Raw genomic sequence first — 16,633 nt, 5'->3', positions numbered from 1 at the left:
GAGCATACCGTAAGCCTAAGAACACGTTTTTGTGACAAAACATGAGGGCTATACGATGGCAGATAGGAACATACTAGGTGGGAAAATACGCCAGATGCGTGAAATGCAGAACATGTCTGTGGAAGATCTGGCTAACAACAGTAAAACAAGTGCAGAATTGATCGCTCAGCTTGAAGATGGAGCACTTGTTCCTTCACTTGCTCCACTCATGCAGATTGCAAGAGCTATTGGAGTCCGCCTTGGAACTTTCCTGGACGATGCACCACATACAGGTCCGGTAGTTGTCAAAAGTGGCCAGTCTGATAACGTTGTAAGATTCTCCGGCAACTGCGATACATGTAAAAGCAGTACACTGGACTTTTTCTCACTGGCTAAAGATAAAGCCGACAGGCACATGGAACCATTCATTATAGATGTTCATCCAGGGTCCGGCGAAGCAAAACCATCATCCCATGAAGGGGAAGAATTCATTTACGTACTTAGCGGCCAGATAGAGATCCTTTACGGAAAGGACAGTTTCACACTTTCAACCGGTGACAGCATCTATTATGACTCTGTTGTATCTCACCATGTGCATGCAGTAGGAACTGAAGACGCAAAGATACTTGCAGTCGTATATGCACCTTATTAATCAATACAAGAAGTAGATAAAAATGTTCAAAACAACTGTTACTCCACGATTCGGCGATATAGACGGACTTAAACACGCCAACAACATTGCCATTGCCATATGGTTCGAGCAGGCCAGAAATCCTGTTTTCAGGCTATTCACACCTGACCTTGACCTGAGCTATGAGAACTGGAAACTCATCATGGCAAGGACAGAGTATGATTATGTAGGTGAGATGTTCTACGGACACGATGTTGAAATCATCAGCTACATAACAAGAATAGGAAACTCTTCATTTGTAGTTACACAGGAAGCATGGCAAAACGGAACAAAGGGAGCAATTGGCAGGTCAACAATCGTGAACTATGACTTTATAAACAAAAAATCCGTGCCAATCCCTGATGACATCAGGACAAAACTGGAAGAACATCTCCAGGAAGAAGAGAAGAATCGTAAATAGATCAGGGAGATTTGATCATGTCTTTTATAAATGAGACACTGGGTGCTTTTTTTGAGAAGCAGGTCCGAAAGGACCCTGATAGAGAATTCATAATCTATCCTGACAGGGATCTCAGATTCACCTATGAGCAATTTGATGAACGTGTCAATATGCTGGCCAGGGGTCTGCTGGATATTGATATCGGTAAAGGAGACCACGTTGGTATATGGGCAACGAATGTACCTGACTGGTTAACCTTTCTGTTCGCAACTGCAAAAATAGGTGCTGTTCTTGTAACAGTTAATACTGCATATAAAATACATGAAGTTGAATACCTGATGAAACAGGCAGACCTGAAAGCTATTGCTATTACTAATGGTTTCAGGGATGTTAGTTATATTGAGACACTTTACGAGCTAGTTCCTGAACTTAAAACCCAGAGCCGGGGAAATCTGCGAAATGAGAATTTCCCGTACCTGAAAAGTGTCATATTCATCGGCCAGGAAAAACACCGCGGAATGTACAGCACCCGTGAACTCTTCCTGCTGGGTCAGCATAGCAGTGATGAGAAAATCCGCAAGATAATGGAAACCCTGGACAAGGACGATGTCACCAATATGCAGTATACATCAGGAACAACGGGTTTTCCAAAAGGTGTGATGCTTACTCATTACAATATACTCAACAACGGGCTTTCTATTGGCGACAGGCAGAAATTTACAAATAATGATCGCCTGTGCCTTCCGGTACCACTATTCCACTGCTTTGGAATAGTTCTCGGAGTTATGGCTATTCTGACCCACGGGGGAACGCTTGTGATGCTGGAAGTTTATGACCCGCTTCTGGTACTTGCTGCAGTTCAGAAAGAGAAGTGTACGGCTTTGTATGGAGTACCGACAATGTTCATTGCCGAATATACTCATCCGATGTTCAGCATGTTCGACATGACATCCCTGCGTACGGGAATTATGGCCGGTTCCACCTGCCCTATCGATTCAATGAAGAAGGTCATAAAGGATATGCACTGCAGTGAGATCACCAGTGTATACGGCCTTACGGAGGCTTCTCCGGGAATCACACAGACTACCACTGATGACCCGGTGGAACTTAGGGTGGAGACTGTCGGAAAGGCATTCCCTGATGTGGAAGCCATAGTACTTGATCCGGATACTTATGAACCACTTCCACCAAATACGATTGGGGAAATCTGCTGTCGCGGTTATAATGTCATGAAGGGCTATTACAACATGCCTGAAGAGACAAAGAAAACAATAGATGAAAACGGCTGGCTGCACAGTGGAGACCTTGGTACCTATGATGAGGAGGGATATTACCGTATCACAGGCCGTATAAAGGATATGATCATCCGTGGCGGAGAAAATATCTACCCAAGGGAGATCGAGGAATTCCTTTTCACAGTGCCTGGTGTCAAGGACGTACAGGTTGTCGGCATACCGGATGAGAAATATGGTGAGATCGTTGGTGCTTTTATTATCAGGAATGACGATTCCGACATTACTGAAGAGGATGTCAGGGACTTTGGTCTGGCAAGAATAGCACGCTACAAAGTTCCAAAGCACGTTTTCTTCGTGGAAGAATATCCACTCACTGCAAGCGGAAAAATACAGAAGTTCAAACTCAGGGATATTGCTGTGGAACTTCTTGAGAAGAAAGAGCAGTGAATGATGAATTCGGAATTAAGTTAAATTAAAACAAACAAAAAAGGAAAATGATGTGTAATCACATCATTCTTCTTTAGACCTTCTTTTTTGAATTAAGGAAATTGCTACTACTCCGGCAATTCCAGCTATTGCTGATATTCCTGTAAATCCGGGAGTACTGCTGCTTTCCTTTTCCTCTTCAGTGGTGTCCTGAACACTGGCATAAGCCTCGTAGTCTTCGTAAACAGCAATTGAGGTTCCTACAAATGCACTGTCATCTGCATAATACTCCTCAAGCTCTGAAAGAAGACTCTGCACGTCAGCATCTGTCAGGAAATCCTCATTTACTGAAATACCTATAAGTGCTTTTCCTTCCGATGATCTGATCTCGCCCATTCTGGAAGCCACGGAATCTATTATATCTGACTTCGTATCCGGGTTTGATTCTCCAGGTTCGTATGTCTGGAGAATTATCAGGTCTGCTGTTTCTGAAACTCCTGAAATATCAGACAAAGTGTAAGATGCAGGAATGTCAACAGCAATTGCAAGTTCATTGCCTGCTATTTCCCTGACACTTTCAAGCAACAGCAGGTTCAGAGAACATGCATTGTCCAGGTCATCTGTACATGGATCAAGAGCAATGTCCACACCATCAAATGCTGAAAGTGATTTGCTGTTGTAATCAATTACCTCTTCAAGCACATTCTGGACATAAACAGAGTTATCCTCATTGGTATCGCTGTTCGGGTCATTGAATATCATTGCATAGACCTGCACATCATTATCGTGTGCGGTCTTTACGAATCTCTCAAGGTTCCAGATGTTGTCCTCGTTTGTCAGGACCATTATTGTATTCAAGCCGCTTTCTTTTAGTTCAACAATGGCATCCTCGTCGTAATCAGTTGTATTGAAGATGCGGATTGCAGTTATTATTCCACTTGAAGGTGTTATGTTGATCCTGGCAGGAGCCTCTACTACAGTTTCTTCATCAACAGTCTGTGATGAAGTTTTAAAGCTCACAGTTGGTTCTTCAGAGACGAAATTACGTACATATGCATAGTCGATAGATGCATAGCCAGTATTGTCTGAAACATCCGAATATGAATTTGCAGAGATGTATACCTTCATATCAGTAATTGGGACGTAATTGTTCTCCTCGGTGGAGATTATATCCATTTTACTGTCTCTGATACCGTCCTTATACCACGCTACATTTCCAAGTTCATCATCCAGATACCAGGCAACACCAATTGTGTACCAATCACCTTCTATCTCATCAATATCTGTCAGGTCCGAAGGATAATAGCGTACATCTGCTTTATCATTCTTAAGAGTCCAGCTAACTTCTGTTTCGTTCGCAAGCTCTGACACAGCCAGAATCTGGTTCTTTGTCTCTTTCTGAGGATCAACAAAACCCTGTGTGATCACAGGTCCTCTGCTGTCTCCCCCGGTAGTTGTTTTTGATCTTTTGACCACAAACATGGAATTTATTGAAAATTCATCTTCAGATTTTATACTGGAAACATCTTCCGGATGGAATTTAGGAACTATTAACTTACACACACCACCATCTGTGTCCAGTTCCCCACCACCTGTAGTGTATGAATCCCAGTTACTGAAAACACTGCTACCACTGAAAGTATCAAAGAACTCAAATGTTCCGGAACTACTGGCTACATCACTTGCCTCAGGGTTACCATAGTACATTGTGATAGTGATACTGCTTCCGGCAGGAATATAAGGTACTTTCACCCAGATTGTTGCTGTTTCCTTTTTAACATTCCACTCTTCAACCCAGTGTTTGAGCTGTGAATCACCGGATGTAAAGCGTATGTCCTGTCCTTCTGACAGGGCAAGTGAAAAATCAAAATTGGAGCTATTCAGAACTATCGGAATTTGATAATTTGTCAGGCTGCTGCCTGAGTTCTCTTTAATAACAATTTCTTCAGAATAGTTCCATTCACCGCCACCCGAATAGGTTAATGCTGAGCATGTTTGCACAAGTGCCAAACTGATTACCAATAATAAAATGATACAGATTTGTCTGCTAAATGACATCCTATCGCCATCCTTATGTTTTTCTACCTGATTTTAAAAATATAGTATTGTATATAATTTGTTGTGCGAATGTATAAATCTTGTGCATTTAAATGTAACACGCAACACGCTTTGAATAAAAAAATAAACGAAAAAATGAAAAAAATGGGATTCAGGAATGACGATCAATAAAATGTCTGATCAGTTGTCCTGATATACTTGTAGTTCCGGGAATATTAGGAATCTCATCTACTTTGTACCAGTTTGCATCTTCAATCTCAAAACCATCGATATGTATGTCACCTTCTGCATGCTCAGCAGTAAAACCTATCATGAGTGAATCCGGGAACGGCCATGGCTGGCTTCCAAAATATCTGACGTTTTTAATATTGATACCTACTTCTTCCATTACTTCCCTGACAACAGCTTGCTCAATTGACTCACCTGGTTCTACAAATCCTGCAATGATACTGTATTTACCCTGTGGGAAATGTGGTGAGCGTGCCAGCAGGACTTTGTCTCCTTTTTCAATCATTACAATGATTGCAGGTGATATTTTTGGGAATGACGTAAAACCGCATTTTGGACACTTTTTTGCTCTTTCTTCCTCTTTTAGTGCAGTTTCGTTTCCGCACCTTCCGCAATAAAGTGTATTCTTGTCCCACTCCATAATGTGAACAGCCTTGCCTGCAAGTGCAGCCAGTGTTTCTTCAAGAATACCGTTCAGCTCACGGATTCCTACAAAACATGTCTTTTCACTGAGAATACAGATATTGGATGATGGTTTTTCAAATGGGTCACCAGATATTATTTCATCTGAAACGTTTGAGCCATCAAGTTCCATAGAATAACAAGAAATATCCCTGAGTTCTCCAAGGTACTGAGTTCTTATACCCGGATACTCTAATTGACCGATCTCTTTCATCAAAGGTAATCTGTAATTTCCTTCATCACCTATGAGCAATAGCTCGCGGTTCTTAAAAGCAAAACAAATGCTGTCACTGTTATTATCTTTTAGGGGAGGTCGGACCAGTGGCATAAAATCCGGAGCCTGAATTGCGTCCTCTGAGCTCATAATTGAAGTATAAATGTTCGAGCCTGTTTATCAAGGTTACCTTAGAACCCGCTTTGTCCAAATATTCATGTTGTTGGTAGAAAAATATATTGAATATAATTAATTGTCCGAATACAATATCTCGAATAGTCGTATGGGGATAATAGTAATATCTAAAAAACGCAACGGTTTTGCAACTTTCTTTATTTCAAATTAGCCAATAAAAATAATAACTTTAGAAAATAAAATCAGTTATTTAAGAGCTTTGTCTTTTCTAAGACAAATTCTTCATCTGTTGAAATCCCTGCGTATCTCAACTCTGCCACCTTTTTAATTAAACCTACTATATCTAATTGAGTAGAATAGTTATTTTGTACATTTTTTGATGCGTGTTCTTGAATCTTTGTAATTCTAGCTCTGACATATTCTGCAAAATTGATGCCTTTTTTATATATTGCATAAAAATGGGCTCTGTAGAAATCCTCGAAATTCTAATGGATATCAAAGTTAACAATTATTAATAAAGTACTGTATGCTATTGAATATATTTTCCAATTTCAACCTATTGCTATTGATTTAGACAGGATTCCTACAGAGCCTAAAAATGACATTATTTTTTATATTAGAAAATACACATATCATGTGTGCAATAGTTGCATACGTCATAATTAAAGCAACAATGTTTATACTCCCTGTTGAGACTTTAATGGATAAATATAACTTGCTTTAAACTGAAAAAACGTTTGGATAATTTCTCCATAATTAAGAGGTACTATATGAATATTGAAATTGAACAGAAATATAAACATGCATACAATCTCTTGCAGGGAATAATGGAAAGCCCTAAAAATATTTCTATATTTGCTCTTGATAGAAATTACCAATACCTTGTCTTCAACAAAAATCATCAGACAATAACAGAACAAATATGGGGAGACAAGATTGAGATTGGTTCCTGTTTTCTCACTTTCATCAAGAATCCTTTAAACCGAGAAAAAACAAAAGTGAATTGTGACAGAGCACTTGCAGGAGAAGCCTTCACAATTATTGAAGAATATAAAGATCTGTTACATGAAAGACATTGGCATGAGATGGTGTTCAGTCCTCTTAAAAACGATGACGGGGATGTTATAGGTCTCGCAGTATTTTTAACAGACATTACTGAACGTAAAAATGCAGAAATTAAAATTGCCAAAGAAACTATAAGAAGACGTATCCTTATCGAGCAATCCAGTGACGGTATCGTTATCATCGACAAAGATGGACACGTTATCGAGGCAAATCTGAAGTTTGCCGAGATGCTTGGTTATTCACTAAAAGAGATTAGTTCTTTGCATCAATGTGAATGGGACGCAAAGTTCACACCTGATGAATTAACTGATATGCGTAATCAGGTTGATGAGAAAGGTGACCATTTTGAAACAACACATCGTCGCAAGGATGCCACTCTCTATGATGTTGATATTAGTTCAAATGCAGCCATGTTTGGAGAGCAGAAATTAATTTTTTGCGTATGCAGAGATATCACAGAACGCAAACAGACTGAGAAAGAGTTGCTGAAAGCTAAACTAGAAGCTGAATCAGCCAGTAGGGCAAAATCGCAATTTATTGCAACTATGAGCCACGAATTACGCACTCCTCTTACATCAGTGATTGGTTTTTCAGATGTCCTAAGTACAAATACAAGTGAAAAGCTGACTGAAAAAGAGCAGGTGTATATTGATAACATACGTAACAGTGGCGAACAACTTTTGAACATTATAAACGATATTCTTGAGCTGTCAAAAATAGATTCAGGAAAAATCGAACTTGAATGTGAGAAATTCTTTGTTAAGGAAGTGTTCGACGAGATACTTCCAATTATGACTCAAATGGCATCAAAGAAAAATATAGATATTAGTGTCAATAACGAAATCCCATTTGAGACTATCTTCGCTGACAGAGTGAGGGTCAAACGAATTATGTATAATCTTCTCAGCAACGCCATTAAATTTTCACCTGATAATAGAATTGTTTCAGTTATTGTAGACAAGAGCGACTCAACTATAAAAGTCTCAGTCTCAGATATGGGAATTGGGATTCCTAAAGACAGGTTGAAGGATATATTCAATCCGTTTACACAAGTTGATTCATCTGATACGAGAAAATATGGTGGGACGGGTTTGGGACTTGCAATAGTAAAACAGTTAGTTGAACTTCATAAGGGGATTATATGGGTTGAAAGTGAAGAAGGAAAAGGAAGTACTTTCAGCTTTACTCTTCCCATGAAAGAACTTAATAAATAGATATTCTAATTTTTATTTCATAGAATTCATGCAACTCTTCCCCCACATTTCCAACTTTTAGGTATAAAAAAATAAGTGCTAAAATGCACTTACCAACTTCCTCACCTCCTTTGTCCAGAAATTAAACTTCCCACCACTCAATATCCTGTCCTTCATCCTCTTGAGAGTGCTCCTCTCCATAACTCCATATCCCCTTGCTTCCTTTGGAGTCAAAGCCAATAACCACTGCTTGATACCTTCCTCATCAATGAAAGTCTGTGCTCTCTGAAGCTCTAACTCTTCTTCATCAATGTTGTTGGCTTCTAACCTGTGGGGTTTTCTTGATTCAATCTTCAAACAAAATAATGTCTAGTTAATATTTCCAACACACCTTAGAACCTTAAAGTTTTAATATCCCACCTGCAAAATACTATTGGGTTTAAGGGAATGATACGATGAGTTATCTAATACTGGTAAGACACGGACAATCTAGGTGGAACCTTGAGAACAGGTTCACGGGATGGGTGGATGTCCCTCTGAGCGAAAAGGGAATCAAAGAAGCAATGGACTGTGCTGTTGAACTTGAGAATGTGAAAATAGATGTTGCATTCACCTCTAAACTCATACGAGCACAAGAGACGCTTTTGCTTATACTGGCAAAGCAGAATAAAACGGGAATTTTCCTGCATGAAAGCGATAAGAGAGATAAATGGTCACAGCATCCATCAAGGTTTGAAGAAAACGAAATCCCTATTTTTTCAAGCGATGCCCTGAATGAAAGATTTTACGGAGACTTGCAGGGACAGAACAAACAGGATGCAAAAGATAAGTTTGGAGAGGAACAGGTTTTCAGATGGAGGCGCAGTTACAATGTCCGGCCACCGAGTGGTGAAAGTCTTAAGGATACATATGAGCGCACAATTCCATATTTCAAAGAAGTAATTGTCCCTCAAATGGAAAATGGAAAAAATGTGATCGTTGCTGCACACGGTAACAGCCTGCGCTCTGTTATCAAATATATTGAGAACATCAGTGACGAGGATATACCAAAACTGGAACTTGCAACAGGTAAGCCATTATTCTACAGCTTTGAAAATGGCGAGCTTAAAAAAGCTGAGTGAAGTTCATAATAAGTGAAATACTAGAAGTGTTTCACTCATATGGAGACACTTCATCAGGCATTGGAGACGTATGCAACACGCATTCATCACCATGTCTTATAAGATCTTCAATTGACTGGCGGAGTAATGAAGGATAAACAAGGCCCACCTGTTCTTTAATAGCACGTCCTTTACAGAAGAATTTAAACGTAGGAGTTCCACGAACACCATATTTTCTTGCGGTAAGGGGACTGTCAAGTCCGTTCATCATTACAAAAGTGCATGACTTGTGAAACTCAACCGAGTAATCCTTAAAATATGGTTCTATCTCCTTACAATGAACACAGTTTGGCAGATAGAACATGACAACCATTGGTTTTTCCTGGTTTTCAATGAGTTCCTGCCAATTGGAATCATTAGCTTCAATTATATCGCTTTCAGCCATTTTACCGCTCCCATAATAAGAGGGTGCTTAAAGATATTAAAATGTTATCTTCAAAAAAGAAATGTAACAGGCATGAACCCATGCCTGAAATATAGATATGCTTAGTTATGCTAATTCAGATATTCTCTTTTGCCCAGGCAGCTGCTGCTTCCAGAACTGCATGGTTAAGTGGAATAAGCTTTGGTTTCTTGGCAAAGGTCTCTGCAAGTGCTGCCTTGAAGTTCTTCTCTTCAAGTCCTGTGATTCCAAGAGCCATGATAACCCCAAGCATTACAGTGTTAGCAGCCTTCTCTGAACCGGCATCACCTGCAATCTTTACAGCAGGAACAGCTACTCCTTTGATGCCATCCGGAATGTCACATTCACCGATACCTGAATCATAGAGAATGTATCCACCTTCCTTTACATCAGCAGCAAATTTTTCCAGTGAAGGTCGGTTCATTGCCACAAGCACATCAGGAGTGTAAACTACCGGAGAACCGATTGAATCGCCTGAAACAACAACAGAACAATTGGAAGTTCCACCACGCTGTTCAGGACCATAGGATGGATACCATGAAACAAAGCGCTGAGCGTCACAGCCTGCATGTGCAAGGGTCAGACCCATACTAAGCACACCCTGTCCACCAAAACCTGCTGCCTTAATTTGCACTTCAGGGAATGATGAATCAACTTTTGCATCGGGTGCGGATCCGGTTTCAAGATTGAAGAGGTCATCTATTGACTTCTTATCAAATACACTATCTCCCCGGTGGAGTGGTTCAGTCTCATCTGAAAGATTCCTGAAATTGCCAAGTGGGAATTCCTTCTCCATCTGCTCATTTACAAAAGCAGTGCTCTGCTCGGCGTTCTGCTTGAGGTTGGTCGGACATGTGGAAAGAATCTCCACAAATGCATATCCTTTACCATCGCGCTGAATTTCAAGTGCTTTGCGGATAGCTTTGCGTGCCTTTCTTATGTGTGAAATGTCGGAAACTGAAACCCTTTCAATGAAAACAGGAGCCTTCAGATTGTTGAGAAGCTCACACATGTGCAGTGGATAACCTGCAAATCTGGGGTCTCTTCCATCAGGACAGGTTACGGTCTTCTCTCCAATGAGGGTTGTTGGTGCCATCTGCCCACCGGTCATACCGTAAACGGTGTTGTTGACAAAGAACACTGCCATCTTCTCACCACGGTTGGCTGCCTGCATAGTCTCATTCAGACCGATGGATGCAAGGTCACCGTCTCCCTGATAGGAGATAACAATAGAATCATCCTGTGCCCTTGAAACACCGGTTCCAACAGCCGGAGCACGTCCATGTGCTACCTGGATGTTTCCACAGTCAAAGTAATAGTAGGCAAAAACAGCACAGCCTACAGGACTTATCATTACACTGCGGTCCTGTATTCCAAAATCATGCATTGCTTCACCGATGAGCTTGTGGATTACACCGTGTCCGCATCCCGGACAATAGTGGGTTGCAGTTGGAGCTGCACCGCCTTTGCGGGAGAACTCTGAATACAGACCTGTGCTCTTTATGACTTTTTCTGCCATTTTTACTCCTCCCCTGCAATCTTCCTGATGCTGTCAAGGACCTGGTCCATTGTTATCAGGTTTCCGCCCATGCGGTACACAAGTTCAGTCGGTCTGCTGCATTCAATTGCAAGTTTAATATCCTCAAGCATCTGTCCGTTGCTCATCTCAACTGAGACAAATGTGCATTCTTTTGAATCTGCAATTGTTTTCAGTTCTTCCTTCGGGAACGGGAACAGTGTCTTAGGTCTGAAAAGACCTACTTTGATGCCTTCCTTTCTTGCCTGATCAACAGCAGATTTGCATATTCGACTGCTGATACCATATGATACAAGGATGATGTTTGCATCCTCTGTCATATATTCGTCGCAATCCACTTCCTGCTCCTCAATGAGATCGTACTTTTCCTGTATCTTATAGTTGAACTCTTCAAGCTGGTTGAAATCAAGGAAAATAGAAGTAATAAGGTTCTCCCTGGTTTCTGCTGTACCGCTTACAGCCCATTCTGTGTCAATCTCAGGTTTTTCTGAAACTTCCGGGAACTGCAGGGACTCAACCATCTGTCCAAGGACACCGTCAGCCAGTACAACAACAGGATTGCGGTATTTGAAAGCAAGTTCAAATCCCTTGATAACAAAGTCGCACATTTCCTGCACGGAGTTTGGAGCCAGTACTATATTCTTGTAGTTACCGTGTCCTCCGCCTTTTACAACCTGGTTGTAATCTCCCTGCTCAGGTCCGATATTTCCAAGACCTGGACCTGCTCTCATAATGTCGACTATGACACATGGAAGCTCAGCTCCTGCCATATAGGAAACTCCTTCCTGTTTCAGGCTGATTCCAGGGCCGGATGATGCAGTCATGACCCTGTGGCCAGTGGATGCTGCACCGTAGACCATGTTGATCGCAGCTTCTTCAGATTCTGCCTGTACGAATTTCCTTCCAAGCTTTGGGAAATACTTGGAGGCTTCCTGCAATATCTCGCTTGCAGGAGTGATAGGATAACCGAAATAACAGTCACATCCAGCGTATAGTGCACCTATAACAGCTGCTGTATTACCTTTTACTAATTGTGTTGCCATTTTCTCACCTTAAGTTCAATCATCCTTAAGCGGAATGTGTATCTCTATGGCAAGCGGCTCAGGACAGGTATAATAACAGTTTGCACAACCTGTGCAGCCCTCACCTGCATATTCTATGTAATGGTATCCTCGTTCATTGAGATCATCACTCATTTTCAGGACACCCTTGGGACATGCTACAATACAACGTCCGCAGGCTTTACACTCTATGATATTGATAACCGGGTATGGTTCTTTTTTGCCTGACATACAATGCCTCATTTTAAGTTTAAAAGTTTAAAAATAATATCCCGGATAGGAATTAGTCCATAAAGTGAGTGAATATGTATTTACTTTATGGTCCGGGTTTAAAGATAAGTAAAGCAAAGAAAAAGGAAGGTTACTGCCCTTCCTTGTCACTATCACGTATTTCAACACGTCTTATTTTTCCGCTGATTGTTTTTGGAAGTTCAGGAACAAACTCAACCACACGTGGATACTTATAAGGTGCGGTGGACTTCTTCACGTGATCCTGAAGCTTTTTCTTAAGCTCATCACTTGCTGTGTAGTCCTTTGTAAGAACTATCGTTGCCTTGATAACCTGTCCCCTTACAGGGTCAGGAACACCTGTGATTGCACATTCAAGAACTGCAGGATGTTCTATTAGTGCACTCTCTACTTCAAAAGGACCAACACGGTAACCGGATGTCTTTATGATATCATCGGCTCTTCCAACGAACCAGTAGTAACCATCCTCATCCATCCAGGCCATGTCACCTGTATGGTAATAGCCATCATGCCAGACTCTTGCAGTAAGCTGCTCGTCTGAACGGTATCCCCTGAAGATTCCAGGTGGATTTCCAAAGCTTGTGTCAATACAGATTTCTCCTTCTTCACCAGCTTCACATGGTTTGCCCTCACCGTTAATGAGCATGATATCGTACTCAGGAGATGGTTTTCCCATTGAACCCGGTTTTGGTTCAAGCCATGGGAATGTCGCAACGGAAACGACTGTTTCGGTCTGTCCGAAACCTTCCATGAGTTTCATGCCTGTGATCTTGTAGAACTGATCATAAACTTCGGGGTTCAGAGGTTCTCCTGCTGTTACACAATATTTAAGGGAGCTGAAGTCGTATTTGCTAAGGTCTTCCCTGATAAGGAACCTGTATATCGTTGGTGGAGCACAGAAAGTTGTTACTCCGTATTTAATAGCATTCTCAAGCATTTTGTCAGCGCTGAATCTCTCGTAGTCATATACAAAAACAGCACTGCCTGCTATCCACTGACCGTATATCTTACCCCAGACACATTTTGCCCAGCCGGAATCAGCAACAGTATAATGGAGACCTTCATCTGCTACATTCTGCCAGTACTTTGCGGTTATAATGTGTGCAAGAGGATAGGTAAAGCTGTGCTGTACCATTTTTGGGAAACCGGTGGTTCCTGATGAGAAATAATTCAACAGGATATCATCGTTGCATGTTGCTTCTTCACCTATTGGACGTTCAAAATCTTCTGATGCCTTTTCCATTTCTTCGGAAAAACCAAGCCATCCTTCTCTTTCAAGACCAATTACAAGACGGTTCTTAAGAATACTGCTGACCTCATCATAAGCCTCGTCAACGTAATCAAGGATACCTTCATCGGGTGCACATACTACAGTATTGATAATTGCACGCTCTACTCTGTAGACAACATCCTTCTTTGTGAGCATGTGTGTTGCAGGAACTGCAATAGCACCTATCCTGTGAAGTGCAAGTATAGAGAACCAGAACTCATAGCGGCTCTTGAGCATGAGCATTACGTTATCGCCTTTCTTTACACCAAGGCTCTTGAACATATTTGCAGTTTTGTTACTATAATACTGGAGATCCTTGAAAGTGAATATCTTTTCTTCACCGTTGTCATCGCACCATACAAGAGCCTTCTTATCAGGCTGTTCTGCTGCATAAACATCCACAATATCATAGGCAAAGTTGAAGTTATCAGGGATATTTATTTTGAAGTTCGCTTTGAAGTCCTCATAGGACTCAAATTCCACGCGTGAAACATATTTCTCAAGTAATGAAGTCATACTACCTCCGAATAAGCATAAGTTACAATTTACAATATAACGGCCAGGAATTTTGCAGGTTTGCCACCAAGTGCCTGCATTCCATGTTCATAGCCGGAATCAAAGAATATGGAATCTCCTTCTTCAAGGACGATCTCATTATTGTGGATGGCCACTTTAAGTGTTCCTTCAAGGACATAATCGAATTCCTGACCAGGATGACTGTTAGTTGAAATTGGTGCACCTTCAGGTTCAGGGTCAACCCTTACAACGAATGGTTCTGCCTTCTTATGAGCGAAATTTGCAGCAATGTTCTGGTATTTGTAATCCTTGCGTCGCTCTGCACTTACACCCTTATCCTTACGGGTAACCGCGAAAACACGCATCTTTGGAGCTTCACCGGTAAGAAGTACTGACATATCTACATTCATATTCTGGGCGATCTCAAAAAGTACGCTTGCAGGTATGTCCTCTTCTCCGGCCTCATACTTAGAATAAGTGTCAACGGACAATGCCAGCTTTCCGGCCATTTCCTCAACGGAAATATCGGAAATATCACGTAATTCCCTTACACGGGCTGCAATTTCTTTGATCTTTTCCTGCATAGAAACACCTTCCTAAATGGCCATATGAATACAAGACGAGAAAATTAGCAGATTGCATATGCAAAATGCGGGATTTTATCTCAAAAAGGGATTCTACTCCCCGGTATTCTCCAGATAGGTTTGTGAGTTTAAGTGTTACTATTATTTTAATATATTCGTTTTAACAGTGCCATGTGCTCACATAGCATAATGCTACAGCAATTGATTTTAGTTAAATATTGATGCTTAATATCAATGAAAACCAGGAAAATATATTAATATTATAATAATGGAATAATCATTATCAATAAATACCTTAAAAAGTATCTGAATGAAACAAAGTACATTAACTGTACAAAAAAACAGCGATCGATATGGCAGGCATTCCGAATATATTTGAGAACATGGAACATGAATACAGAAGGCAACTACTTCATGCTGCTTTTGGCTTCCTGATACTACTGTTTCCCTTTATAGGACCTGAGATATTGCTGGTCCTCAGTTTTCTTATGATATTTGCACTTACATTTCTTCCTGAAGACTGGCCTCTTAACCGTTATCTCTACAAGAAGCCACTTCCTGGCTCAAGGGAAATGCTCACGGATAAAATAAATGAAGGACTTAAAAGCGCAAAGAACCTTGCCATATCCGTATTTATCCTGATGCTGATAAGTGCATTACTGGAATTTACACCTTACAGACTTCCATTATCTGTTATAGCCAGTGCAATTGCAATATCCACTTTTGGAACAAGTTCTGCAAACTTCATACGACATCGCAAGCAACTGCAAGTCCTACGTTGCAAATTAAATCCGGGAGAAACTGAACGCTGTTTACTACCCTCCAGCATCGTACTTCTGGGTGTAGGCATATTGACAGCCTGTTTAGCCGGACTCTGGCTTATGCACTGGCAGGATATTACCATTGACCTAAATATGCTCTTCTTCCTTGCGGTAATAGGTTCCGTAACAGGAGCACTTTTTGAATCAATTCCATCTAACATTGATAACAACCTGTCCGTTCCACTTGGTTCAGGAATGACAATGTGGCTTTTCAGCTCTTTCGGATACTCTGTTCCACCACAGCAAATGTTCTTTGCACTGATTTTCTCACTTGTATTAGGTTATCTTGCATACAGAACAAAAATAGCTGACCTTTCAGCCCTTTTCAGCGCTGCTCTTCTGGGAGTTCTGATAATTGTATTCAGTGAACTGTTCTGGTTTGTTCTCCTATTGACATTCTTCATACTTGGAGGAGCCTTTACCAAGTACAAATACAGATACAAGGAATCCATAGGACTTGCACAGTCCAAGGGTGGTGTAAGAAGTTATGAGAATGTATTCAGCAACAGCATGGCGGCTCTTATTCTTGCAATATGCTATGGAATATATCCCCAGCATGCAGACCTGATAATATTTGCATACCTTGGTACTGTGGCTACTGCAACCGGCGATACCCTGGCAAGTGAGATAGGAACAACCGCACATTCGCAGCCAATAATGATAACCACATTAAAACCAACAAGAGCTGGTGTTGATGGAGCAGTGACCATACTTGGTGAAGTAGCAGCTCTTCTCGGTTCCATGGTAATTGGTCTGCTTCCAGTTCTTTTTGGAAGGGTGGAGAATGCACCAATGGCAATAGCCATTACAACTGCCGGAGGATTCCTCGGTACAAATATCGACAGTCTTCTTGGTGCAACACTTCAGAAGCGTGGAATGCTCTCAAACAGTGGTGTCAATTTTGTTGCAACTTTTGCAGGAGCTGTTGTTTCAGGAATAATCTATTTACTCATCAGCTAAGAATCCT

General features: G+C 41.1%; 15 protein-coding genes. 6 read left to right on the top strand and 9 right to left on the bottom strand.

Annotated elements, in window-relative coordinates; genetic code table 11:
• The first annotated feature begins 55 nt into the window (after positions 1–55).
• Genes FKV42_RS00215 through FKV42_RS00205 form a run of 3 tightly spaced genes read left to right on the top strand, consistent with a single transcriptional unit; the run spans position 56 to position 2,731 of the window.
• Entirely contained in the window at positions 56–631 is a 576-nt protein-coding gene (locus FKV42_RS00215; RefSeq protein ID WP_154808237.1) for a helix-turn-helix domain-containing protein, read from the top strand.
• A 22-nt stretch (positions 632–653) separates the two neighbouring features.
• Positions 654–1,070: an acyl-CoA thioesterase gene (locus tag FKV42_RS00210; RefSeq protein ID WP_154808236.1), complete on the top strand. Its 417-nt coding sequence runs from the start codon at positions 654–656 to the stop codon at positions 1,068–1,070.
• A 17-nt stretch (positions 1,071–1,087) separates the two neighbouring features.
• On the top strand, positions 1,088–2,731 hold the full coding sequence (locus FKV42_RS00205) for an AMP-binding protein (RefSeq protein ID WP_154808235.1): 1,644 nt from the start codon (positions 1,088–1,090) through the stop codon (positions 2,729–2,731).
• 63 nt (positions 2,732–2,794) lie between these two features.
• On the opposite strand, the gene FKV42_RS00200 is transcribed toward FKV42_RS00205, so the two are convergent.
• Together FKV42_RS00200 and nudC are read right to left on the bottom strand one after the other, a co-directional pair.
• Entirely contained in the window at positions 2,795–4,711 is a 1,917-nt protein-coding gene (locus tag FKV42_RS00200; RefSeq protein WP_196213989.1) for a DUF2341 domain-containing protein, read from the bottom strand.
• 208 nt (positions 4,712–4,919) lie between these two features.
• The gene (gene nudC / locus FKV42_RS00195) at positions 4,920–5,822 is read right to left on the bottom strand and encodes an NAD(+) diphosphatase (protein ID WP_154808233.1); all 903 of its coding nucleotides are present in this window, start codon (positions 5,820–5,822) and stop codon (positions 4,920–4,922) included.
• Positions 5,823–6,577: 755 nt separating this feature from the next.
• Between nudC and FKV42_RS00190 the strand changes: the two genes are divergently transcribed.
• Positions 6,578–8,086, top strand: coding sequence for a PAS domain-containing sensor histidine kinase (locus FKV42_RS00190; RefSeq protein ID WP_154808232.1), 1,509 nt, complete (start codon positions 6,578–6,580; stop codon positions 8,084–8,086).
• Positions 8,087–8,164: 78 nt separating this feature from the next.
• Here FKV42_RS00190 and FKV42_RS00185 read toward each other — a convergent pair whose 3' ends face one another.
• Positions 8,165–8,422: a hypothetical protein gene (locus FKV42_RS00185; protein ID WP_154808231.1), complete on the bottom strand. Its 258-nt coding sequence runs from the start codon at positions 8,420–8,422 to the stop codon at positions 8,165–8,167.
• Positions 8,423–8,520: 98 nt separating this feature from the next.
• Here FKV42_RS00185 and FKV42_RS00180 point away from each other — a divergent pair, with 98 nt between their 5' ends.
• The gene (locus tag FKV42_RS00180) at positions 8,521–9,186 is read left to right on the top strand and encodes a 2,3-bisphosphoglycerate-dependent phosphoglycerate mutase (protein WP_154808230.1); all 666 of its coding nucleotides are present in this window, start codon (positions 8,521–8,523) and stop codon (positions 9,184–9,186) included.
• Between the two features lie 31 nt (positions 9,187–9,217).
• Here the strand turns inward: FKV42_RS00180 and FKV42_RS00175 are convergent, their stop codons facing one another.
• The 6 genes from FKV42_RS00175 to FKV42_RS00150 form a co-directional block, all read right to left on the bottom strand.
• Entirely contained in the window at positions 9,218–9,610 is a 393-nt protein-coding gene (locus tag FKV42_RS00175; RefSeq protein ID WP_154808229.1) for a thioredoxin family protein, read from the bottom strand.
• A 115-nt stretch (positions 9,611–9,725) separates the two neighbouring features.
• The gene (locus FKV42_RS00170) at positions 9,726–11,147 is read right to left on the bottom strand and encodes a 2-oxoacid:acceptor oxidoreductase family protein (RefSeq protein ID WP_154808228.1); all 1,422 of its coding nucleotides are present in this window, start codon (positions 11,145–11,147) and stop codon (positions 9,726–9,728) included.
• A gap of 2 nt (positions 11,148–11,149) precedes the next feature.
• Positions 11,150–12,208 carry a 3-methyl-2-oxobutanoate dehydrogenase subunit VorB gene (locus tag FKV42_RS00165; RefSeq protein ID WP_154808227.1) on the bottom strand — a complete coding sequence of 353 codons (1,059 nt, stop codon included), beginning with the start codon at positions 12,206–12,208 and terminating at the stop codon, positions 11,150–11,152.
• A 15-nt stretch (positions 12,209–12,223) separates the two neighbouring features.
• On the bottom strand, positions 12,224–12,457 hold the full coding sequence (locus FKV42_RS00160) for a 4Fe-4S dicluster domain-containing protein (protein ID WP_154808226.1): 234 nt from the start codon (positions 12,455–12,457) through the stop codon (positions 12,224–12,226).
• Positions 12,458–12,587: 130 nt separating this feature from the next.
• Positions 12,588–14,261, bottom strand: a complete 1,674-nt coding sequence (locus FKV42_RS00155) for an AMP-binding protein (protein WP_154808225.1) — start codon at positions 14,259–14,261, stop codon at positions 12,588–12,590.
• A 29-nt stretch (positions 14,262–14,290) separates the two neighbouring features.
• Positions 14,291–14,845 (bottom strand): helix-turn-helix domain-containing protein, encoded by a 555-nt coding sequence (locus tag FKV42_RS00150; RefSeq protein WP_154808224.1) that lies wholly within the window; start codon positions 14,843–14,845, stop codon positions 14,291–14,293.
• Between the two features lie 353 nt (positions 14,846–15,198).
• On the opposite strand from FKV42_RS00150, the gene FKV42_RS00145 reads away from it, so the two are divergent.
• Positions 15,199–16,626, top strand: a complete 1,428-nt coding sequence (locus FKV42_RS00145) for a TIGR00297 family protein (RefSeq protein ID WP_154808223.1) — start codon at positions 15,199–15,201, stop codon at positions 16,624–16,626.
• The last annotated feature ends 7 nt before the right edge of the window (positions 16,627–16,633 follow it).

Source organism: Methanolobus vulcani, assembly GCF_006546655.1.
Classification (GTDB): Archaea; Halobacteriota; Methanosarcinia; order Methanosarcinales; family Methanosarcinaceae; genus Methanolobus; species Methanolobus vulcani_A.
Note: the sequence above shows the minus strand (reverse complement) of the source record. Positions and strands in the feature narration are given on the sequence as shown.